The organism is uncultured Oscillibacter sp. (assembly GCF_947654275.1).
Classification (GTDB): Bacteria; Bacillota; Clostridia; order Oscillospirales; family Oscillospiraceae; genus Oscillibacter.
Genome location: NZ_CANTJS010000032.1, coordinates 1 through 21,658 on the forward strand (window position 1 = coordinate 1; position 21,658 = coordinate 21,658).

Below are 21,658 nucleotides of genomic sequence, written 5' to 3' on the forward strand. Positions count from 1 at the left end.
GCTTTCAGGGACAGGGATTTGTCCCGCAGGTGGTGGTTGGACATGACGGTGTAATCTGTGGTTTTCTTGACATGAAATACTGACATGGTATTCATATCTCCTTTCTTTGCAATTCACAATTTGGATTGACAGAGACATCACTTTCTGCTACACTATCAGTACGACAGGAGGTGAACAATTTGAGCGATATAGGCAAAAGAATGAGAACGCTCCGGGAGGGCATCGGACTGTCCCAAGCCAAGTTCGGAAAAATTGCTGGCATCCCCCAGGCTACCATCAATCGATACGAAACAGGCTACTCCGCCGCTCCCATCAAAGTGCTGATCTGGTATGCGGATTACTTCGATGTGTCGATGGATTATATCTGCTGCCGCACTGAAAAACCCCAGGGCAAGCTGTACGAGTACAAGCCAAAAATTCTGGAAGAAGATAAGGACATGAGGCGGTTTGTGGAGATGTGCTTTGACCCCGCCTCACCCATGAATGACCGCTTGAAAAAAGCCATCGTTGAAATGCTGGAGGGGGTGAAAGAGTGAACATTGTCATTTACGCCCGATATTCCAGCCACAGCCAGACAGAGCAATCCATTGAGGGCCAGCTTCAAACCTGCTATGAGTTTGCCAAGAACAACGGGCATATCGTGATTGGCGAATACATCGACCGGGCGCAGAGCGGCACGACAGACAGCCGGGCCGAGTTTCAGCGCATGATTGCCGACAGCGACAAACACATTTTTGAGGGTGTGCTTGTCTATCAGCTTGACCGCTTTGCCCGGAACCGCTATGACAGCGCCATCAACAAGGCCAAGCTCAAAAAGAACGGCGTCCGGGTGATCTCCGCCAGAGAAAATATCAGTGACGACGCCAGCGGTATTTTGGTGGAGGGCGTGTTGGAGAGCATGGCCGAATACTACTCGGCGGAGCTGTCCCAAAAGATATGGCGGGGCATGGACATCAACGCTGAAAAGTGTTTGAGCAATGGGAGCAATCCGGGCCTTGGCTACTATGTGGACGAGGAACGCCGCTTCCATGTTGACCCGGAGGGTGCTGCTATTGTCCGGGAGATTTTTGAGATGTACGCCAGCGGAAAAACCGTCGCTGAAATCACGAAATATCTCAACTCGAAGCAGGTCAAGACCTCCCAGGGCAAGGAGTTCAACAAGAACAGTCTGCACCGGCTTTTGCGGAACAAGCGGTACATCGGCTATTACATCTACAAGGACGCGGAAACGCCGGGCGGGATGCCCCGCATCATTGAGGACGAGCTTTTTCAGCGGGTACAGCATATCCTTGACCGCAACAAAAAAGCTCCCGCCCGTTCCAGGGGGCGAGAGGAATATCTGCTGACGACGAAGCTGTTTTGCGGCTACTGCCGGGAGATGATGACCGGCTACGGCGGGACGGGGAAATCCGGGACAGCCTATCGCTACTACGCCTGCAAGAGCGCCAAGAAAAAGGCTTGCCGGAAGAAAGTTGTCAACAAGCAGAAAATCGAGGATAGGATTGTTTTGGAGTGCCGCAAGCTGTTGACGGACAGCAATCTCGAAAAGATTTCCCTCGCGGTTGCCGCCGCTTGTGAGGCCGACTATGACAGCTCCGCCATCAAGCGCATCAAAGCGGCGATACAGGAGGCGGACGCCGCCATAGAAAACCTCTGGAAAGCGTTGGAGCATGGGCAGGCGGTGGATATGATTACCGAACGCATTGAGAAGCGCAAGCGAGAAAAGGACGAGTTGCAGGGCCAGCTTGCCATAGAAATGGGAAAGCAGGTCACATTCACTGCACCGCAAATCAAAGCATTTCTCTACTCGCTGAAACGGGGAAATATCAACGACGAAAACAGCCGCCGGGGAATAGTGAATATTTTCCTGCGGGCCATCTACCTTTACGACGACAGAATGACGCTGATCCTCAACGGAGGCGACAGGCCGATCACCATTGACGATATTCTGCTGGACGAGATAGAGGAACACTTTGAGGACGCAGTTTCAAGTCATGCGGGGTGTTCACCGTTGGTTGCGGTCGCTCCACCAGCTCAGAAATTCCCAACACCGCTTCGTTTCCCGCCTTTGGGTGGAAAACTGCGCTATGTTGGGAATTTCTTCGTTTTCCGCCGCGGACCACTTCGCTGGATTCCCGGCGGAGGGAAGACAGGGGATGCAAGAGACATTCCACACCACAAAAAGCCGCGGGAGGCTCCCTCTTGGGACCCTCCCGCGGTCTTTCCCTCTCTTCCGGTCTTTCGGTCTTTTTCCGGAAGGACCGGCCACAGTTTTCTTACGCGGCGGCAGGCGTCTTCGCCGCGCCCTTGCTCAGGCTGACGGTAATATCATACTGGTCGATCACATCAAACCTGGACCAGTCCTCTTCCACGCCTCTCTGGTAGGCGGTGACATGGATGCCGTCCTCGTCCACAGTGACCATGCTGAAAATCTGCTGGGAGTTTTCCGCGCCGTCCTTGTGGACCACGGCGAATTTTCCGCCGGCAGTGTCCTCCTCGAACTCGTCCAGCTTTTCGCCCAGGGAGGAGCTGGTCATGAAGGTGGTGCCCCTTCCAATATCCACCACCTTGTTCTCCCTGGCGGTGGTACGGATATATTCGTGGTCATGCCCGTTGAGGTACAGGTCTACCTGGAGCTCGTCGCACAGGGCGGGGATATAGGGATAGTCGGCGGGGTCGTTGAAGTTCACAATGTAGGTACCCACATGCGCCGCCATGATGCGCCAGGTGCAGTCCGCCTCCTCATAGACCTTCCTGGCCCAGGCGGTCTGCTCGGCGAAGAATCTGGCCCGGTCGGCCTCGATGTCCGCCCCCTGCTTTCCGGAATAGGGGTCCGCGTTGATGAAGACAAAGCAGGCGTCGCCTACGACACACCAGCCGGTTCCCTCCAGGGGACCGTATTCCGCCTCGTTGGGCAGACTGGTCCGGGCCCCGTACTGTTTGTATAGCAGGTCGCCGGCGTTCTCGTGGTTGCCGGGAAGCAGGATGTTCAGCCCGTCCGCCATATGGCCGCCCAGCTTGTCGAAGAAGTCCGTCCACTGGGCGCTCTTGTAGCCTGCGTCCACCAGGTCGCCGGTGTTCAGCAGGAAGTCCGGCTGAACCTCCAGCTTGCCGACGAAGTGCTCCATGGTGTTCAGGAAGGGGTCATAGCCGGAGGGCTCCTCCGCCTGGAGGTCGCCGTACTGCATGAAGGTAAAGGCCCCGGACTCCGGCAGGGTGGTGAAGCTGTGAACCTCGCTGCGCCAGTCCTTGCCCCGGAAGGCGCCGCCCACCGAGTATTCATAGGCGGTTTCCGCCTTCAGCCCGGTGAGGACGGCGGAGTGGCTCTGGGTTTCCTCCCAGCCCTTGGTCAGGTAGTGAAGGACGCTTTCGCCTTTTACGGTTTTCCATTCGCTCTCGCCCTTGGCCCGGTACCAGGCTTTGGAATCCGTCACGGCGGGGTCGGTGAGCCAGTTGAGGTTTACCTCGGCGTAGGTTTCGCCCACCTGGCAGAGAATCTCCCGGGGAGCGGCGTCAATCACGCCGTCGTCCAGCTTCAGGGGCAGGGGGACGGAGGTATCCGTGGGAACCGTAATGGTTTCGCCGTCCACCACGGCGGCGGCATAATAGTAGTACTGCCCGGGGTCCTTCAGGGGCAGGACGGTTTTGCCGCCCTCGGGCACGTCCACGGAGTCGGCGAGCTTCTCCGGGTCCTTGCCGTAGAAGACCTTGAGGCTCTCGGCCTCCTTGCCCTCGGGGAGCAGCAGACGGACGCTGACGGTGGGCTGAGTGCCCTTGGCGGCCCAGTTCACCAGCTGGTCGTCCAGCAGCAGGACCGGCGCTTCAATGACCAGATCCCCGGCTACCTTCAGCTCCGGGGCGTTTCCGGCCTTGACGAAGCCGGAGAGCATGGGATAGCCCTCATCGGCCTTGCCCACCCAGGACCATGTGGTCTGGAAATCCCATTTGAGCTCCTTTTCATACTGGTCCCGGCTTTGCAGGACCCCGGCGGAAGCAGTCATGAAGATTTCCCGGTTGGGGTGCTGTTCCGGCTGGTTGCCGGAGAGGACCGCACCCTCCCACACGTAATTGTGCGTGATATTCGCGCCGCTCTCGCCGTCCAGAGCGCCTACAAAGCGGTCGATTTTCTGAGCGCCCTCCTCGCCGGAGACCTCTTTGACCACGGAAACGGTATTTTTCAGGAAGTCCGCCGCGGCGAACGCGCCGGCGACGCCGCCGCCGGAGACGGGGCCCTCGCCGTTGGAGACGGTCAGGGAGCCGCCCACGAAGCAGTTTTCCACCGCGCCGCCGGTCTCAATGCTGCCCGCCAGACCGCCGGTGAGCTCCTTGGCCTTGACCTTCATATAGGAGAGGCAGTTGCGGACAGGGCCCTCGCACTTGCCCACCAGGCCGCCGGTGGTCTCCTTGGCCTTGACGGAGCCGGTGGCAAAGCAGTTTTCAATGGTACCGTAGCTGACGCCGGCAAAAGCGCCGCAGGTTTTCTTGCCCTCAATCGTCACATCCGCAAGGCCCAGGTTCCGGATGGAGGGGCTGGTAAAGGTCTCGTCTCCCAGATAGCCCACCAGAGCGGCATATTTCTCGTCAATCCGGCAGATGCGGAGGTTGGAAATCGTGTGGTATTGTCCGTCGATCTGACCCTTGAACCATCCGTCGGTCTTATCGGCGTTTTCGCTCTTGTTCCCGGACAGAGGCGGCATCCAGCCCTCGGTCTCTTCGCCGGAGGCGGCGGTAATGGCCTTGCCCACGGAGTCCATCAGCGGGCCCATATCAATATCCGCCGTCAGAACATAATGCCCGTCCCGGGGCGCGTCGGGCTGGCCGTCCCGGTTGGTGTCGGCGGATTTCCAGGCGCCGGACAAAAACAGCAGCTGTTCCGGCGTGCTGATTTCATAGACCTTGGCGGTCTTGTTGTACACCGGGGGCTTGGCGCCCAGGGAGACCAGGGTCTCCGTGTCCCAGACCTCTTCGGTCCACCAGCCGTCTGTTTTCTGTTCCTTGGCGGAGACGCCCATAGGCAGCGTCATGGCCAGGACCAGCAGCAGAGCCGTCCATTTCGCAAAGGCTTTTTTCATCGTGATTCCATCCTCCTTTTTCAGCTCCGCCGCGTCCGGAGCTGTCTCCGGGGCGGGGCCGGGTTATGGTTACCTTAGTCCTCTTTTCCCTGTGTTGTCAATAGCGTTTCAGCATTTTCCACAATTGTCACGATTGCACAAGCGTTTGCCTATGTATGTTTTCGCAAATTTCGCATTCGTTTGCGTAAACAGACGGACGGGTCCGGAAAACAGGCCGGGGAGGCGTTGGAATCCCCGCTTTTCAGCGGAACCGCATTGACCCCGCGTTCCCGTTCCGTTATAATGATACCCAAAGGAGCCCGGGCCCGCCGGCGGAAGAGGGCTTGCGCGGTTCGGATGATGCGGCCTGCGGTTTCACATCCGGGCCGGTTCGATTGCTTCCGAACGGAAAGGCCGGAAGTAATCGATGCCATGTTTTGCGGCTGCCGCCGTTTACGGCGGCGGGCAAAACGGCTCAAATCATATCACAATCACGGAGGCAGGAGTATGATTACAGGTGCGGTTAAAAACAAGATTGACAAAATATGGACGGACATCTGGGCCGGCGGCATCACCAATCCCCTGACGGTCATTGAGCAGCTGACCTATCTGATGTTCATCCGCTCTCTGGACGAGAAGGAACTGGAGGCCGAGGAATTCGAGAACGCCTCCGGAGAGGCCATGCCCAGGATGTTCCCCCAGTCGGCAGTCGGGCAGTCCATGCGCTGGAGCCGGTTCAAAAACAGCGACCCCCGGGAGATTTACGAAATCATGTCCCAGCGGGTATTCCCCGCCATTAAAAAGCTGCGGCACGGCCGTCTCCCGGACTTTAACGCCCAGGGGGAGCTGGAGGAGATCGAGGACGGCCCCGGCGGGTCCGAGGAGGGCGTCACCGCTTTTGCCCGCTTTATGGACGACGCCATGTTCCTGATTCCCACGCCTCAGGTGCTGCAAAAAATCATCACCGGGCTGGACGACCTCTATGAACACGACATCGCGGAGCTTGACATGCAGGGCGACCTGTATGAATACATGCTGGGCAAGCTGGCCACCGCCGGGCAGAACGGCCAGTTCCGCACCCCAAAACACATCCGGGAGATGATGGTGGAGCTGCTGGAGCCCACGCCGGACGACGTCATCTGCGACCCGGCCTGCGGCACGGCGGGCTTTCTGGTCTCCGCCTCGGAGTACGTCCGCCGCCGCTATGAGGACGTTATGACCCCGGAGCAGTGGGACCACTTCGCGGGCCCCATGTTCACCGGCTTCGACACCGACAGGACCATGCTGCGCATCTCCGCCATGAACCTGATGCTCCACTCCATCAGCGCCCCGGAAATCGACTATCAGGACAGCGTATCCAAGCAGAACCAGGTCAGCGAGGGGTACACCATGTGTCTGGCCAATCCCCCCTTCAAGGGCACCGTGGACGCGGAGAGCATCCACGACAATCTGAAAGCGGTTACAAACACCAAAAAAACGGAGCTGCTGTTCCTGGCCCTGTTCCTGCGGATGCTGAAAAAGGGCGGGCAGTGCGCCTGCATCGTCCCGGACGGCGTGCTGTTCAGCACCTCCAAGGCGCATAAGGACATCCGCCGGGAGCTGGTGGAAAACCATCAGCTCCGGGCCGTGATCTCCATGCCCTCCGGGGTGTTCAAGCCCTACGCCGGGGTGTCCACCGCCGTGCTGGTGTTCACCAAGACCGGCGCAGGCGGAACGGAAAACGTCTGGTTTTACGATATGCGGGCCGACGGCTTCAGCCTGGACGACAAGCGCGGCGAGATTTCCGAAAACGACATTCCCGACATCATCCGGCGGTTCCGTGACCCGGAGGGCGAGGCGGGCCGGACGCGCACTGAACAGAGCTTTTTTGTGCCCCGGGCGGAGATTGCGGAAAACGGCTATGATTTGTCCATCAACAAGTACAAAAAGACGGAGTATGTGCCGGTGGAGTATCCGCCCACCGGCGAGATTCTGGACGAGCTGGAAAAGCTGGAGCAGGAAATCACGGCGGGCCTGGCGGAACTGAGAGGGATGCTGTGATGGCGAGGTTAGTAAATATTTCAGATGTTTGTAATGAGATATTTGCCGGTGGAGATGCGCCTAAAAATAATATGTCTATTGAGAAAACAGACGAGTTTTCTATACCTATATATTCAAATGGTGAAGCTAAAAATGGATTGTATGGATATACGAATTTTGCACGAGTAACAGAACCGAGTGTTACAATTTCTGCCAGAGGAACTATAGGATTTGCGGCGATTCGGAACGAACCATTTGTTCCTATAGTTCGCCTAATTACATTAACTCCAAATCTAACTTTAATTGATATTCGATATTTATATTATGCGGTACAGAACTATCATTTCGATGGAAGTGGTACGTCAATACCACAATTAACTGTTCCAATGCTAAAACAATATTCTTTTCCCCTTCCTGAAATAGAGAAGCAGATTTACATTTCGACTATACTTGACAAGGTAAACAGTTTGATTTCCCTCCGCAAACAGCAGCTTGCCAAGCTGGACAAACTGATCAAGGCAAGGTTTGTGGAGATGTTTGGGGATTGCAGAGTTAACAACAAGGGATTTGAACAACTCAAAGGAAATGAACTATTTAAATTCTCGAGTGGTAAATTTTTACCAGAGGAAAAGAGAAAAGGTTGTGGTGTCCCTGTTTATGGAGGAAACGGTATTGCATGGTATACGGATACGTTTTTAATTGAATATCCGACAATTATTATTGGCAGGGTCGGTGCACAATGCGGAAATATTCATTTGGTGACAGAACCAGTGTGGATAACCGATAATGCAATTTATATACAAGAACAAAAGACTGATAAGTTTCGCCTGAAATTTTTAAGTGAACTTATGATTATAATGAATTTTTACCAATATGCGGATTTTTCCGGGCAGCCTAAAATTACTCAAAAACCGCTGGAGAACACTTCATATCTTGTTCCTCCTGTCAAGTTACAGGAACAGTTTTCAGATTTTGCTGGTAGAGTTGACCAACATAAGTTGACAATCCAGCAGAGTTTGGATACACTGGAAGTGCTGAAAAAATCCCTGATGCAGGAATATTTTGGCTGACCCTATGAGGTGACGTTATGAGCAACTTTTCATTCCTCCGGGACAAAAGAGACTACGCCATGTTTGCCCCGGCGGCCATAGAGGCGGAAAAGGTCTACGCCGCCGCCCCCGCCATGTGCGCCATCGGCTGCCGGAAGGCGCTGGAGCTGGCGGTGAAGTGGGTCTACTCCGCCGACAGCACCATGCGGATGCCCTACAGGGACAATCTTCAGTCCCTGCTCCACGAGCCGACCTTCCGCTTCGCGGTGGACCGGATTACCTGGGGCAAGCTCCCCTTCCTCGTCAGCCTGGGGAACCTGGCCGTCCACACGGAGAAGGCGGTGCGCCCCGGCGACGCCCTGGCCGCCCTGCGGGCCCTGTTCGAGTTCATCCAGTGGGTGGACTACTGCTATGGCGCGGACTATGAGGAGCGCCGTTTCGACGAGTCCGCCGTCCCTGCGGAGCGGGTGGCCGTGGACGCCGGGAAAATCAGGGAGCAGGAGAGCCTTCTGGAGGAAAAGACGGCGGAGATCGAGGAGCTGCGCCGCCGGATTGAGGCCATGTCCGCCCAGCTTACGGAGGCAAAGGAACAGCACCGGCAGGAACGCACCTTTGTCCCCGAGGACCTCACCGAGTTCGAGACCCGGAAGGTCTACATCGACGTGGACATGAAGCTCATGGGCTGGAAATTCACCGGGCCCGACGCCGACGTGCGGGAGGAATATCCCCTGGAGGACATGGAGGGCGTCCCCGGCCGGAGGGGCGCGGCGGACTATGTGCTCTTCGGCAGGGACGGCCTGCCCCTGGCGGTGGTGGAGGCCAAGCGCACCGGCAGGGACCCCAACGCCGGGCGGAGCCAGGCGCTGCTGTACGCCGGCTGTCTGGAACGGAAGTTTGGCCGGCGGCCCATGATGTTCACCACCAACGGCTTTGAAACCTATTTCTGGGATGACCAGTCCGGCCCTCAGCGGGCGGTCAGCGGCATCTTCAGCAGGGAGGACCTGCAAAAGCTCATGAACCGCCGGACGGAGCGGCAGAGCCTGTCCGCCGTCCCCATTGACGACGGCATCACAGACCGGTACTACCAGAAGGAGGCCATCCGGGCGGTGTGCGGGCAGATTGAAGAGGGCTTTCGGAAGCACCTGCTTGTCATGGCCACCGGCACCGGGAAGACCCGGACGGCCTCCAGCCTGACGGACGTGCTCAGCCGGGGGAAGCATGTCACAAACGTCCTGTTCCTGGCGGACCGCACCGCCCTGGTGAAGCAGGCCCGGGACGACTTCAAGAACTACCTGCCGGCCATGCCCCTGTGCAATCTCTGCACCAACAAGGACGACCGGGGGGCCCGCATTGTGTTCTCCACCTATCCCACCATCCTCAACGCCATCGACACGGCCCGGTCCGCAGACGGGCAGCGGCTCTTCACCCCGGCCCACTTCGACCTGATTATCATTGACGAGAGCCACCGCAGCATTTTCAAGAAATACCGGGCCATTTTCGAGTACTTCGACGCGATTCTGGTGGGTCTCACCGCCACGCCGAAAATGGACGTGGGCCGCAATACCTATGACTTTTTCGAGCTGGAGCACAACGTCCCCACCTACGCCTATGACTACGAGACGGCGGTGGAGCAGGACCATGTCCTGGTCCCCTATTACAATTACGAGGTGACCACAAGGTTTCTGGAGGAGGGCATTTCCTACGACGATCTTTCCGAGGAGGACAAGGAGCGCTTTGAGGAGGATTTTGCCGAGGACGGCCTGAGGCCGGACTTCATCCCCTCCGCCAGCCTGAACAAATTTGTGTTCAACGAGACGACGGTGGACACGGTGCTTCAGGACCTGATGGACCGGGGCATCCGTACGGCAGGCGGGGACCGGCTGGGGAAAACCATCATCTTTGCCCAGAACAAGCGGCACGCCGAGTTTATCCTGGAGCGGTTCAACCGGCTCTATCCCCGGTATAAGGGGCTCTTCGCCCAGCGGGTCATCTGCGACGACTCCCATGCCCAGTCGGTGATCGACGCCTTCAAGGCCCCGGAGAAGCCGCCGTTCATTGCCGTCTCCGTGGATATGATGGACACCGGCATCGACGTGCGGGAGTGCGTCAATCTGGTGTTTTTCAAAAAAGTGCGCTCCAAGACGAAATTCTGGCAGATGATCGGCCGGGGAACCCGGACCTGTGAGGAGCTGTCCTGCACGGACCAGATTGACGGCGAATACACCGGCAAGCGGCGCTTCCTGATTTTCGACTACTGCGGAAACTTCGAGTATTTCCGGGCCCACAAGGAGGGCTTTGAGCCCGGGGAGGTCCGGTCCCTCTCGGAAAATATTTTCTGCAAGCGGGTCCGGCTGGTCGCGCTGCTTCAGGAAAGCGCCTTTGCCGGGGCGGATGCGCAGGCCTGGCGGGACCGGCTGACGGACGCCTGCCGCGGCCAGGTTCTGGCGCTGAATCAGGACCTCACCGCCGTGCGCCTGCGGCGGCGCTGGGTGGAGAAGTACCGGGACGCCGCCGCCTTCCGGCACATCGGTGAGGAGGACCAAACCGAGCTGACCCGGCAGATTGCGCCGCTGGTGGGGACGGAGGACGCCGACGAATTCGCCAAGCGCTTCGACAATTTCATGTATGGTCTGATGCTGGCCCATATGGAGCGGACGCCGGCCTTCCGCCGCGGAAAAAAGCAGCTCCGCGGCATTGCGGCGCTGCTGGAGGGCAGGGCGGCCATTCCGCAGGTGCGGGAAAAGCTGCCCTTGATTCAGGAGATCGGCACGGACGCCTTTTGGGAGGCGGAGGACGTTCTTCTGCTTGAGCGGGTCCGGGATGAGCTGCGGGGGCTGATTCAGTTCATCAGCGACGCCGACTCCCGGCGGCAGATTTTCACAAGGCTGGCGGACCCCGTCCTCACCCGGAAGGAGGGGGAGCCCCTGGAAGCGGCCTATGACTTTGAGGATTACCGGGCCAAGGTCAACCGCTATATCAACGAGCACGGGGATACCCTGGCAATCCACAAGCTGACCCACAACATCCCCCTTTCCCCCGGGGATTATCAGGAGCTGTCCCGGATTCTGACCGGCGAGCTGGGCAGTCAGGAGGACTATCAGCGGGAATTCGGAGACACCCCCTTCGGACTGCTGGTTCGCAGAATCGCCAGACTGGACCACCAGGCGGCCATGAACGCCTTTTCTGAATTTATCAACGACCAGTCCCTCAATCAGCGGCAGATTGCCTTTGTCCACAAAATCATCAGCCATATCGAACAGAACGGATACATGGAGAGCGCCGCGCTGCTTACAAAGCCCCCCTTCGACAAGCCCTTGAGCTTCACAAAGCTCTTCGACCAGAAAACACAGACCGCTCTGATGGAGGTCATCCGTCAGGTGCGGGACAACGCCGTGACGGTTACGGCGTAGCCGCCCGGCAGGAAAGGGACCCTTGCGGGTCCCTTTTTGCTGTGCCGAAGCGCCGCGCAGGCCGGGGCGCTCCGTTCCCCGCCGCTCCGGAAAACGGAGGCGCAGGGGGCCGCACGCATTCGCAGTGGATGCCCCAGGAGGCGCGCGGCGCGTGAACTGCGCCGGCGGGCGGACAAAAAACCCGCCCGGAAAACCCCATGCCGGTTTTCTGGCGCGCTGATGGTATGTCCGGCGCAGCCGGAAGGAGTCCGGAGGCTTCTTTCCGGAGCGCTGCCGATATGAAGACCCGGCTCAGGCGCTGCAGGAGCAGCCGGGGGCGCCGGGGGCGCAGGCAATGGTGGGGTCTCCGGCGGTCATGGTCACGCCGTAGCGCACCGGCACGGAGACGCAGATCTGCTGGGTCATGGTCACGGCGCAGCTGGTCCCGGCGGGGTCGGTGACGCAGGTGACGGTGGGGGAGCCCTGGCAGGAGATATTGACGGTGCCGATGGAGGCGGTGGGCATCAGGGTCATGGGGGCGGAGACGTCTACGCACTGGGCGCTGATTTTATTGCAGCCGCTGCCGATGGGGCAGGACTCCTCGCCCTGAGGGGAGCAGGACAGAATGGAGTCATGCTCGTAGGTTTCGTTGATACGCAAAGTGATCCCTCGCTTTCTGGAAAGTGTATCCGGCGCACCGGATATCTGCCCTATCCTATGCGGCGGCCCCCGGCGGTGCGCCTGGGCTGGTCCGCGTCTGTCCGGCGGTTTGTGCCATTTCAAAAAACTTTCCGAAAAGCGCTTTTGCTCCGGGATGAGTCATGCTATAATGAAATTTAAAAGAAAGATGAGAGGATGTACTGAAATGGACGACAGACTGGACGAAAAGCAGGAGCAAAAATTCCATCAGATGACGGAGACCCCGGTGGGGCGGCTGATCTGCCGGCTGGCCCTGCCCTGTATTATCAGCATGCTGGTGACGTCGTTTTACAACATGGCGGACACCTTTTTCGTGGGCATGCTGAAAAGCAACAGCGCCACCGGCGCGGTGGGCGTGGTTTTCTCTCTCATGGCCATCATTCAGGCCGTGGGCTTTTTCTTCGGCCACGGCAGCGGCAATTTCATCTCCCGGGAGCTGGGGCGGCAGAACTTCGACGAGGCCAGCAAAATGGCCGCCACGGGCTTTTTCTCCGCCCTGGCGGCGGGGGCCCTGATCTGTGCCCTGGGCCTGCTGTTTCTGGAACCCCTGGCCCTGCTGCTGGGCTCCACCGCCACCATCCTGCCCTATACCAAGGCCTATCTTCGGGTCATCCTTCTGGGCGCGCCCTGGATGACCTCCTCCCTGGTGCTGAACAACCAGCTGCGCTATCAGGGCAGCGCCGCCTATGCCATGGTGGGCATTGCCAGCGGCGCGGTGCTGAACATCGGCCTGGATCCCCTGCTGATTTTCGTCTTTGACCTGGGTGTGGCCGGGGCCGCCTGGGCCACCATCATCAGCCAGTTCGTCAGCTTCTGCCTGCTGCTGGCGGGCTGCGCCAAGGGCGGAAACCTCCACATCCATTTCTCCCGGATTCAGCTGCACTGGTTCTGGTACTGGCAGATCATCCGGGGGGGCCTGCCCTCCCTGGCCCGGCAGGGCCTGGCCAGCGTGGCCACCATCTGCCTGAACCGGGCGGCGGGCCCCCACGGCGACGCCGCCATTGCCGCCATGGGCGTGGTCCAGCGAATCACCATGTTCGGCGCCTCCGCCATGATTGGCTTCGGTCAGGGCTTCCAGCCGGTGTGCGGCTTCAACTTCGGCGCGGGGCTCTATCAGCGGGTGAAGGACGGCTTCTGGTTCTGCGTCAAGACCTCCACGGTGTTTCTGGCGGCGGTGGGGGCCCTGGGCGTCCTCTTCGCCCCCCAGCTGATCGCCCTGTTCCGGGACGACCCGGAGGTCATCGCCATCGGCTCCGCCGCCCTGCGGTTCCAGTGCGGCACCCTGTGCCTCTCCGGCTGGATTGTCATGAGCAACATGATGCTCCAGACCATTGGCCGGACGGGGCCCGCCACCTTTGTAGCCATGGCCCGGCAGGGGGTGTTCTTCATCCCTCTGGTTTATATCCTCTCCCGGGCCCTGGGCCTGCCGGGGGTGGAGATGACCCAGTCGGCGGCGGACATCCTGACCCTGCTCTGCGCCGTGCCCATCCAGCTCCACGCCCTGCGGACCCTGGAGCGGCCCGGGCATGCAAAGCCCCGGAGGAAAGGCCTGTAACGGCTCATCTCCCGCGGGGCGGGCCGCCAACCGCCCGGCTGTCCGGGAACAGGCGGACCCGGCTGGAGAGGGCCTGTCCCGGCAGAGAAAGACCCCCGAAGAGACAGCCGCTCTTCGGGGGTCGTCTTTATGTGCCGCTGGAATTCCTGCCGTTTTCCCGGTGCGCTCTTGAAACACAGCCCCGCCCTATGTAAGGAGGGCGGCCGCCTGTCCGGCGGAGCCGGAGGGCTGTGGACCCGTCAAAGGAAAAAACGGATTCCGAAAACAACCAGATACAGCACAAAGCCCGCCAGAGTGGCGGCGCGGATGCCGGGGGCCTTCTCCGGATCGCGGTCATTGGCCGCCTGGCAGAAAACCAGGCCAATGATGGGAATCAGAAAAGACAGAATCATCTGTACCCAGGGAAGCCCGGAACCGCCGCGTCTTGCCATGGAACGCACCTCCCTTCTGTGGTCTGCCTGATGCCGCCGTTCAGTATAGCAGGTCCGCCGGCGAATGTCAAACCGGGGAAGCCGGCCCGTTTTTCGGTCTCCGGCGGTTCCGTGGAATGTCCTGGCGCAGATTTGATTCCGAAAAAGGCCGCCCTCAGCCGTTCCGGCAGAGCTCCGGATTTCAAAAAAATTTTTTCCCGGAGCGGGATACTTTTCCCCGCCCCTCCGTTTACCTGACAGAATCCCGCCAAACCAAGACAAAGGATGTGACCCGCCATGCTTGCCATGTACCTGGCCATGCTGGAAACCCGGGAGGACCAGCAGAGATTCACCCGGCTCTATGAGGCCTGTGAGAAAAAGGTCTACGCCCTCGCCCTGCGCCTTCTGGGGGACCCCGGACGGGCGGAGGACGCCGCCCAGCAGACCTGGTTCCAGCTGCTGAAGCGCTGGGACCGGGTTTCCGCCCTGCCCTGGTCCGAGACGGAGGGCTATGTTGTCACCACCGCCAAGAACTGCGCCCTGGACATCCTCCGGGCGGACCGGCGGACCGTGGCCTTCCCGGAGGACTGGGACCCGCCCGCCCGGGAGGAGCATCAGGAGGAATATGACTATCTGGTTTCGCTGATTCGGGCTCTGCCGGAGCACTACCGGCGAATTCTGGAGCTGAAATGCGTGGAGGAGCGGAGCAACCGGGAGATTGCCCGGCGGCTGGGCATCAGCGAGTCCACCGTAGCCACCCGGGTTCTGCGGGGCCGGGCCATGCTGCGGGACCGTCTGGAAAAGGAGGGATATCATGATGACGCGGTTTGACGCGGCTCTGCGCCGGGGACTGATGGACGCCAACCTGGCCCAATATGAAAAAGTGCTTCAACAGGCGGACGCCCGGGAGCCGGATTTTTCCCCGTCCTATCTCCGGGAGCGGACCCGGCTGCTGGCGGACCCCTGGGGCTGGATGCGGCGGCGGGAGCTGGCCGCGCCCCTCCGGGGCCGGCGGGTGAACTGGCGGCTGGCCGCCCTCATTGCGGCGCTGCTGCTCCTCTCCGCCTGTGCCTATGCCGTGGCCACCGGGCAGTTCTCCCAGTGGTTCCCCCGGCTGGGCACGAACCCCCAGGCCCCGGAGACGTCCGAGGAGGTCCTGACCCGCACGGGCACGGTGATCGGACAGAGCCAGACCGTGGGAGACACGACGGCGACCCTCAACGCCGCCGTGTGGGACGGCGCCCAAATTTATCTGTCCTTTACCATTGAAAGCCCCAGCCTCCCGGAGGACCTGCAAGCGTATACGCCTCTTCACACGGGGGACTGCCGCCTGATCCTGCGTCAGGACCAGTGGGAGGAGTACGAGACAAACCAGGTGAAAGAGTCCTGCGCCAATCAGAATATGACTCCGGAGGAAACGGAGGAGGCCGTCCGGGCCGCGCTGGAGGAAGGGGACCGAAAGGACGTCGTATGGCTGTTCTGCCCTGAGACACGGGAGGGAAATGTCCTCTCCTTCCAAATCAGCACAACGCTGTTCTCCCGCTGGTTCACGGAAACCATACGGCCGGAGCTGACATTGCACCTGGAGAACATTGCCGTCTACGCGGACGGAAAAGGTGAGAGCATCACCGACGAAAACGGATACGCCCAGAATCCGGGGCCGGGAGAGACCGTCATCCCGGGTCCCTTCGACCTGACCTTCACCCTGGAGGGCCCCATCCTGCCCATTCGCTACGAGGGGGCCGATGCGGAGGTGACGGCCATGGACATTCCCCTCCGCTTCACGGGGTTTGAGTTTTCCGCCCTGGAGCTCACAGCCTTCTTTGACGACCCGATGGAGCCGCTGCGGCCCCGGCCCGGCGAGACCCTGACCCCGGAGAAAGAGAGCGAACTTGAAAGAGTGATGAGGGACGGCTTCTTTGCGTCTTCCGAAAGCGTTCAGGGCCTCTGGACGGAGGACGGAACCTATGTGGACCTCTCAAATTCGGAGTCCAGCGGGGGAGGCGGCAATGTAAGCCGCCGCTATCCCTACCCCATCGACCCCGCCACGGTGACGGCGGTGGACATTGCCGGGACCCGGGTGGAGCTCGGCAGCCTGGAGCGCGTGGAGTAAAGCGGAGTAAAAATTTTTCAGAAAAATTTGAAAATCGTGGGATACAATGCCCTCCCCCTCCGTTTAATCAGCAGAAGGCCGGGGGAGGGCATTTCCCTTTCCCGCCAAAAGAAAGGAAGGTATTGTTATGAAAAACCTCAAATCGTTCCTGTCCGGAGTCTTCGCCGCCCTGGCGCTGACCGCCTGCCTGGGAACCGCCCTGGCGGCGGCGGGACAGGTGAGCTTCAACTTCGTCAGCGTCTCCATGGACGGACAGCAGAGAATCACGGCGGGCCAGGACATCACCGCCGCCAACGGCCAGAAGGTCCCCGGCTCCATCCTCTACACCGACCCGGCGGGGGGCAAAACCAACTATCTGCCCATTCGGGCCGTCAGCGAGCTGCTGGGGGTGGAAATCGGCTATGACTCCGCCACGAAGACGGTGCTTCTGGGGAAGCAGTCCGTTCAGACTGCGCCGCCTGAGGAGGGGAGTGTCATCGACCTCCGGACGCCTTCCGCCGTGCCGGAGAATCCCCGGCGGGGAGACGAGGCCCTGATTAAAAGCCGGGGCGGAACCATCCTGCCGGACGATGAACCCCAGTCCTACCGGGGGAATGCCAAGATGTTCCGGGACCGGAACGGAACACTCCGGTTCGAGTACCCTGTGGGAAACCTGAGCGCCCTGAACAGCCAGGACAAAGCGCTGGCGGAGAAATATCTGGTCAACGGAGATTACCCGAAGAACGAAAAGGGCGAGAGCTACGGACTCGGACAGCTGGCCGACTATGTGGGCTATGAGCCGGACCTGGCGAAAATGGGGGACGAGTATGTGCGGATGGCGGAACGGCAGGCGGAATTTGACAAGCTGAGCGGTCTGTCAAAGGAGGAGTGCCCCCACGCGTATACCTATTATCTGTATGACCAGGAGGGCGAGGTCATCCGGGAGCAGACGGACCCTTGCCAGGGGCACTACGAGGGTATGAGCCTGGAGGAAGTCATGCGGGCAGTCGAGGAAGGCAGGCTGTGGTGACGGCGGCGTCCGGGCGGAGCCAGGCGGGCCGAAGAGGCTGCGCAGGTAAAAATTTTGACATGAAAAACCTGAAATCGTTTGTATCCGGAGCACTGGCCATGGTTCTGGTCCTGTCCCTTGCAGGCGGCGCGTCCGCGGCGGCGGGGAAGCTGGAGGCCGGAACCGCCGGGGTCGTCATCCTGGACAGGGAGAAGGTGGCCCCCGGCGAGGCGTACACGGCGGACGGCGCGGACATTCCCGCCGTCGTCACCTGGCAGGACGCGGCGGGAAACACCCACAGCTATCTCCCGGTGGAGCTGCTGGCGGAATATCTGAACATTCCCGTCTTCTGGAGCGAGAAGCGGAACAGCGTGGTGCTGGGCGTCACCATGGAAAACGCGGAGCTGGAGGGCCATGTGTACCCCGGCGGAGAGAAGCCCGCCAACCCCTCCGAACCGGAGCTGGGCCAGACGGTGGGGCCCTTTACGGAGATCGACCCCGGCACGGTGAATACACAGGAGGGACCCACCGGCATTGACGAGGACCGCACCAGAGTTCAGACGGCGACGGGCTTCACAACCGGAGGGGCCTACATCTCCGAGAACGGAACGCACATCGTCCTGACCGTAACGAACAACGGTCAGACCGCCGTCTCCTGTCTGGTCGGGCGGGACCGTGTGCTGGGCCGCTTCGAGCGGTTCCGCACCGTGGACATTGCCCCGGGAGAAACGCTGACGCGGGCCTTTGTCATTGCCGGCGGGACCACAGAAGAGCAGGCCGGTTTCACCTGCATCGTCCGAGGGGCGAAGGCCTCGGACACCGCGGACGTCACCGTGTCCCTGATGCAGTACAAGTAAGCAGAACTTGTCCGTTCCAACTGTCCCCACTGTCCGTCGGTTTGCCGCGGCTCATGCAGGCCCTGAAAAGGCGAAACAGCGGCCCCCTGGAGCCATGCGCTCCAGGGGGCTGCTGTACAGGGATTGGGCCCCGCGCCGGAACCGGCGGGAAGCAAAAAATCCCGCCCAAAGGGCGGGATTCTGAAGCAGGGGCGCTGCCGCCCCGGCGCGGAGCCAGCAAATAAAATTGAGTTTCCGGTATGCTGATACCAAAAACCAAACTGCAGCCCGGCAAAGCGGCTGCGGTTTGGGAAAGAGAGCAGCGAAATAAGCGCATATGTACTGATGAAAAAAGTCGGAGCAAGCGATAGCAGCTTGCTCCGACATGGCGGAGAAGGAGGGATTCGAACCCTCGAGACCCTTTAGGGGCCTACATGATTTCCAATCATGCGCCCTCGACCAACTAGGCGACTTCTCCATAGCTGTCCGACGTATCCGTCTGTCTATGCAATTGTTGTCCCACAGAAGAACAGTAACCATTATAGCAGAGCTTTGATGAAAGTCAAGCCCTTTTTTACATTTTTCTCCGGCGGCGGGCATGAAAATGGGACCGCGGCGGCCCCGGCGGCCCCATGGGTCCCCATTTTCTGCCCCAACGGCGGCCAAACCCGGGCGGAAGGCCCCAAAACAGCCGCCGTCGGAAGAAGACCGCAGGCAGACCGCGTCCGGTTCCGCCGGAGCGGGCGGCGGACCGTTCACAGCACCAGCACCGTCACATAACCCGCGTACAGGGTCAGCATCACCACGCCCTGCCAGCGGTAAAACCGTTCCGTCAGCAGCGGGGGCAGCACCGCCACACAGCACAGCAGCAGACACACCGGCAAATCCAGGGCCGTGGTCTGTTTGCCGATGGTCAGCCGCCCGCCGGAGACGGCGGAGCATGCCGACAGAATCATAGTCAGGTCGATGACGTTGGCCCCGATGATGTTGCCCACGGACATGGAGGCCTCTTTCCTGGCGATGGCCGTCAGTGTGGTCACCAGCTCGGGCAGGGAGGTCCCCACCGCCACCATGGTCACGCCGATGATGCTGGAGGGTACGCCCATCAGCAGTGCCAGCTCGCTGCCGTAGTCAATCAGCAGCCGGGAGCCAATCACAATGGCGGTAATCCCCATGGCAAACAGGAACAGCTTGGGGACCATCTGCCGCCGGGAGACGGTGCGGCCCCGTTCCCTCCGGCTCTCCGCCATGCTGGACCGGGCATCCCGCAGATTGCTCCAGAGGTAGAGGGCGAAAATCACCAGCAGAAGCAGGGCGGGCCCCGTTTCCAGCGACCCGCGGCGGCAGAGCACCATCAGCAGCGCCGCGGCGCAGACCATCAGAAAGGCCTTCTGCTCAAACTGCTGCCGGCTGACCCTGGAGGGAATGCACACCAGGGAGATGCCCAGAATCAGGCCGACATTGGCGGTGACGGAGCCCACGGCGTTGCCCACCGCCAGATCCACCTCCCCCTGAAGCACCCCGGTGATTGACACCGTCAGCTCCGGCAGCGTGGTAGCCAGGGATACGACCGTGGCCCCGATGACGAACCGGGGCACGCCGGTGGCCTCGGCAATCCAGACCGCTCCGTCCAGAAACCAGTCTCCCCCCTTGATAATCAGCGCCAGACCCAGCAGAAACAGCAGAACCGCCGCCAGGATTTCCATAAATATCCACCGCCTTTTCAAAAAATCAGCGGGACCTTCACCGCCCCGCCGCCGGTCAGGCCGGCGGCGGAGACGGTCAAAGTCTCGCCTTTTTCATCCGATTCGGCGTCCCGCAGGAGCTCGGACCGCCCCGGGGAGGAGGCCCGCGCTCCGCCTGCGCCGCCTGTGATGTGAGACTGTTACAGTGCCATCTTACACGCGCTGTCAACGTCCATTTTGGCGAAGCGGGGCGGCTGGAGGCCGTTTCGCCAAAAGTTTTCCTTCCGCCTCACGGCTCCCCCAGAAATTCCGGGTCAAAGCCGATGAATTTTGACAGAAGCGCCCGTTCCTCCTCCTCCGCCGGGCTGAAGCCGCAGTCCAGGAAGAAGGCCCGGGCCTCGCTCTCCGGCGGCAGCAGCACGGTAAGCCGCTCCCCGCCCCGCTCCCGGGTATACTGCACCGCCTGGCCGACGAGCTGCACGCCGAAGCCCCGCTTCCGGCAGCCGGGCCGGACATAAATCAGGCCAATCCGGCCTTCCTCCGGGTCCATCTGGAGCAGGCCCACCGGCTCCTCCCCCAAAAAGCCCGTCAGCATCAGGGGAGCGTCCGGGTCCGCCGCGGCCTCCGCCAGAATCGAGGGGGGAGCTTCTTTTTCCGCCAGGGGCCGGAACCACAGTCCCGGCTCCAGGGCCACCGCCCGCTTCCGGACCTTCTCTCCCGCCAGAAACTCCGGGGTTTGCAGGTGGCTGTTGTCGTTCTGGAACACCACCCGGAGCGCCTCCCCGTCCCATTCCAGCAGGGAGACGGCGGTGTTGTCCCCGGTGGGGGATTTCTCGCCGGTGTCCCGCAGGGAGATGCCCTGAAGATTGGCCAGCAGCAGGCGGATGGCATAGCCGTGGGAAAAAACAGCGACGGTTTTTCCCGGGTTCTCCGCGGCGATGGACTCCACGGCCCTCCGGACCCGTTCCAGGACCTGCCCGGGCGTCTCCGCGCCGGGGATGGCCCAGCGGTCCATCCGCTTTCCGAAGTCCTCCATGGCCTGGGGCGTCCGGCGGACAATCTCCCCCCAGGTCCGCTGCTCCCAGTCCCCCACATGAATCTCCCGCAGATCCCGCCGCCGGTGCAGCGTCAGCCCGTGGGACTTGTAAATGGCGCTGGCGGTGGCGCAGGTACGGTAGAGGTCGCTGGCATATACCGCGTCGACGGGGACGCCGGCAAAGCGCCGCTCCAGGGCCCGGACCTGCCGCCAGCCCCGGTCGGTGAGGTTGCTGTCGTGCTGGCCCTGGGCAATGCGGTACAGATTGCCCTCCGCCTCGGCGTGGCGAATGAGATAGATGCTGGTCATGGTAAATTCCTCCATCTGCTGGTCTGATGTTCTGCGCAGGGGCGGGGCAAAAACGGAGCGCGCCGTGTCCCCGTCCCCCGGGACGGCGGGAAGGGTGCGGAAGGGGCGTTTCATCGTTTTCGCGCCGCGCCGGTATGCCTTGAGCTTTTTAAAAATCAGCCGGACTCTTTTCGGCTGTGCCGGTTCCAGTATAGCGCATTCGGTACGATTTGGCAAAGGGGCAGAGGGATTTTTTCCGCACCGCCGGTCATACTAGTGCTGTGCCGAAAGGGAGTGACTGAATATGAGATTGAGCGCCGGATTTTGGTTCGGTATGGGCGCCGGCCTGGTGGCCGGTGCGGCAGCGGGGATGATGGCGCCCTGCGGCAAGGACTCCATGAAAACGCAGGTGGGGAGAAGCATCCACAAGCTGGGTGTCGCCGTGGATCATGCCGTGGACAACATCGTTTCCGAAATGCGCTGACGAAGCGGGGCGGATTTTCCGCCCCGTCTTTCGTGTTTTTTGAGCCGGCTCCGCGT

General features: G+C 60.7%; 16 protein-coding genes and 1 tRNA gene. 11 read left to right on the plus strand and 6 right to left on the minus strand.

Annotated features, from left to right (window positions below; genetic code table 11):
- The first annotated feature begins 170 nt into the window (after positions 1-170).
- Both Q0063_RS09485 and Q0063_RS09490 read left to right on the plus strand, forming a co-directional pair.
- Positions 171-536, plus strand: coding sequence for a helix-turn-helix domain-containing protein (locus Q0063_RS09485; protein WP_366131797.1), 366 nt, complete (start codon positions 171-173; stop codon positions 534-536).
- Complete coding sequence (locus Q0063_RS09490; protein WP_297871738.1) at positions 533-2,320, plus strand: recombinase family protein; 1,788 nt, start codon at positions 533-535, stop codon at positions 2,318-2,320. The genes Q0063_RS09485 and Q0063_RS09490 overlap by 4 nt, the downstream gene beginning before the upstream one ends.
- Here the strand turns inward: Q0063_RS09490 and Q0063_RS09495 are convergent.
- A complete protein-coding gene (locus tag Q0063_RS09495) occupies positions 2,277-5,072 on the minus strand; it encodes an FN3 domain-containing metallophosphoesterase family protein (protein WP_297871739.1) in 2,796 nt (931 codons plus the stop codon). The two genes, Q0063_RS09490 and Q0063_RS09495, sit on opposite strands and share 44 nt — an antisense overlap.
- Before the next feature lie 486 nt (positions 5,073-5,558).
- Between Q0063_RS09495 and Q0063_RS09500 the strand changes: the two genes are divergently transcribed.
- Genes Q0063_RS09500 through Q0063_RS09510 form a run of 3 tightly spaced genes read left to right on the plus strand, consistent with a single transcriptional unit; the run spans position 5,559 to position 11,529 of the window.
- Positions 5,559-7,091: a class I SAM-dependent DNA methyltransferase gene (locus tag Q0063_RS09500; protein WP_297871740.1), complete on the plus strand. Its 1,533-nt coding sequence runs from the start codon at positions 5,559-5,561 to the stop codon at positions 7,089-7,091.
- Entirely contained in the window at positions 7,091-8,140 is a 1,050-nt protein-coding gene (locus Q0063_RS09505; protein WP_297871741.1) for a restriction endonuclease subunit S, read from the plus strand. The genes Q0063_RS09500 and Q0063_RS09505 overlap by 1 nt, the downstream gene beginning before the upstream one ends.
- Positions 8,141-8,157: 17 nt before the next feature.
- On the plus strand, positions 8,158-11,529 hold the full coding sequence (locus tag Q0063_RS09510; protein WP_297871742.1) for a DEAD/DEAH box helicase family protein: 3,372 nt from the start codon (positions 8,158-8,160) through the stop codon (positions 11,527-11,529).
- A gap of 291 nt (positions 11,530-11,820) precedes the next feature.
- Here Q0063_RS09510 and Q0063_RS09515 read toward each other — a convergent pair whose 3' ends face one another.
- Positions 11,821-12,168 carry a hypothetical protein gene (locus Q0063_RS09515; protein ID WP_297871743.1) on the minus strand — a complete coding sequence of 116 codons (348 nt, stop codon included), beginning with the start codon at positions 12,166-12,168 and terminating at the stop codon, positions 11,821-11,823.
- Between the two features lie 205 nt (positions 12,169-12,373).
- On the opposite strand from Q0063_RS09515, the gene Q0063_RS09520 reads away from it, so the two are divergent.
- Positions 12,374-13,762, plus strand: a complete 1,389-nt coding sequence (locus Q0063_RS09520) for an MATE family efflux transporter (RefSeq protein ID WP_297871744.1) — start codon at positions 12,374-12,376, stop codon at positions 13,760-13,762.
- Positions 13,763-14,001: 239 nt separating this feature from the next.
- On the opposite strand, the gene Q0063_RS09525 is transcribed toward Q0063_RS09520, so the two are convergent.
- Positions 14,002-14,193: a hypothetical protein gene (locus Q0063_RS09525; protein ID WP_297871745.1), complete on the minus strand. Its 192-nt coding sequence runs from the start codon at positions 14,191-14,193 to the stop codon at positions 14,002-14,004.
- A 276-nt stretch (positions 14,194-14,469) separates the two neighbouring features.
- On the opposite strand from Q0063_RS09525, the gene Q0063_RS09530 reads away from it, so the two are divergent.
- The 4 genes from Q0063_RS09530 (at position 14,470) to Q0063_RS09545 (ending at position 18,130) form a co-directional block, all read left to right on the plus strand.
- Positions 14,470-15,003 carry an RNA polymerase sigma factor gene (locus Q0063_RS09530; RefSeq protein ID WP_297871746.1) on the plus strand — a complete coding sequence of 178 codons (534 nt, stop codon included), beginning with the start codon at positions 14,470-14,472 and terminating at the stop codon, positions 15,001-15,003.
- Positions 14,987-16,285, plus strand: a complete 1,299-nt coding sequence (locus Q0063_RS09535; RefSeq protein WP_297871747.1) for a DUF4179 domain-containing protein — start codon at positions 14,987-14,989, stop codon at positions 16,283-16,285. Before Q0063_RS09530 ends, Q0063_RS09535 begins: the two co-directional genes overlap by 17 nt.
- A gap of 127 nt (positions 16,286-16,412) precedes the next feature.
- Positions 16,413-17,294 (plus strand): hypothetical protein, encoded by an 882-nt coding sequence (locus Q0063_RS09540; protein WP_297871748.1) that lies wholly within the window; start codon positions 16,413-16,415, stop codon positions 17,292-17,294.
- Between the two features lie 59 nt (positions 17,295-17,353).
- A complete protein-coding gene (locus Q0063_RS09545) occupies positions 17,354-18,130 on the plus strand; it encodes a hypothetical protein (protein ID WP_297871749.1) in 777 nt (258 codons plus the stop codon).
- 365 nt (positions 18,131-18,495) lie between these two features.
- On the opposite strand, the gene Q0063_RS09550 is transcribed toward Q0063_RS09545, so the two are convergent.
- The 3 genes from Q0063_RS09550 to Q0063_RS09560 form a co-directional block, all read right to left on the minus strand.
- Positions 18,496-18,587: transfer RNA gene (locus Q0063_RS09550), tRNA-Ser, on the minus strand.
- Positions 18,588-18,864: 277 nt separating this feature from the next.
- Positions 18,865-19,815: a calcium/sodium antiporter gene (locus tag Q0063_RS09555; protein ID WP_297871750.1), complete on the minus strand. Its 951-nt coding sequence runs from the start codon at positions 19,813-19,815 to the stop codon at positions 18,865-18,867.
- Between the two features lie 268 nt (positions 19,816-20,083).
- Positions 20,084-21,139, minus strand: a complete 1,056-nt coding sequence (locus tag Q0063_RS09560) for a bifunctional histidine phosphatase family protein/GNAT family N-acetyltransferase (protein ID WP_297871751.1) — start codon at positions 21,137-21,139, stop codon at positions 20,084-20,086.
- Positions 21,140-21,422: 283 nt separating this feature from the next.
- Between Q0063_RS09560 and Q0063_RS09565 the strand changes: the two genes are divergently transcribed.
- Positions 21,423-21,602, plus strand: a complete 180-nt coding sequence (locus tag Q0063_RS09565) for a hypothetical protein (protein WP_297871752.1) — start codon at positions 21,423-21,425, stop codon at positions 21,600-21,602.
- The last annotated feature ends 56 nt before the right edge of the window (positions 21,603-21,658 follow it).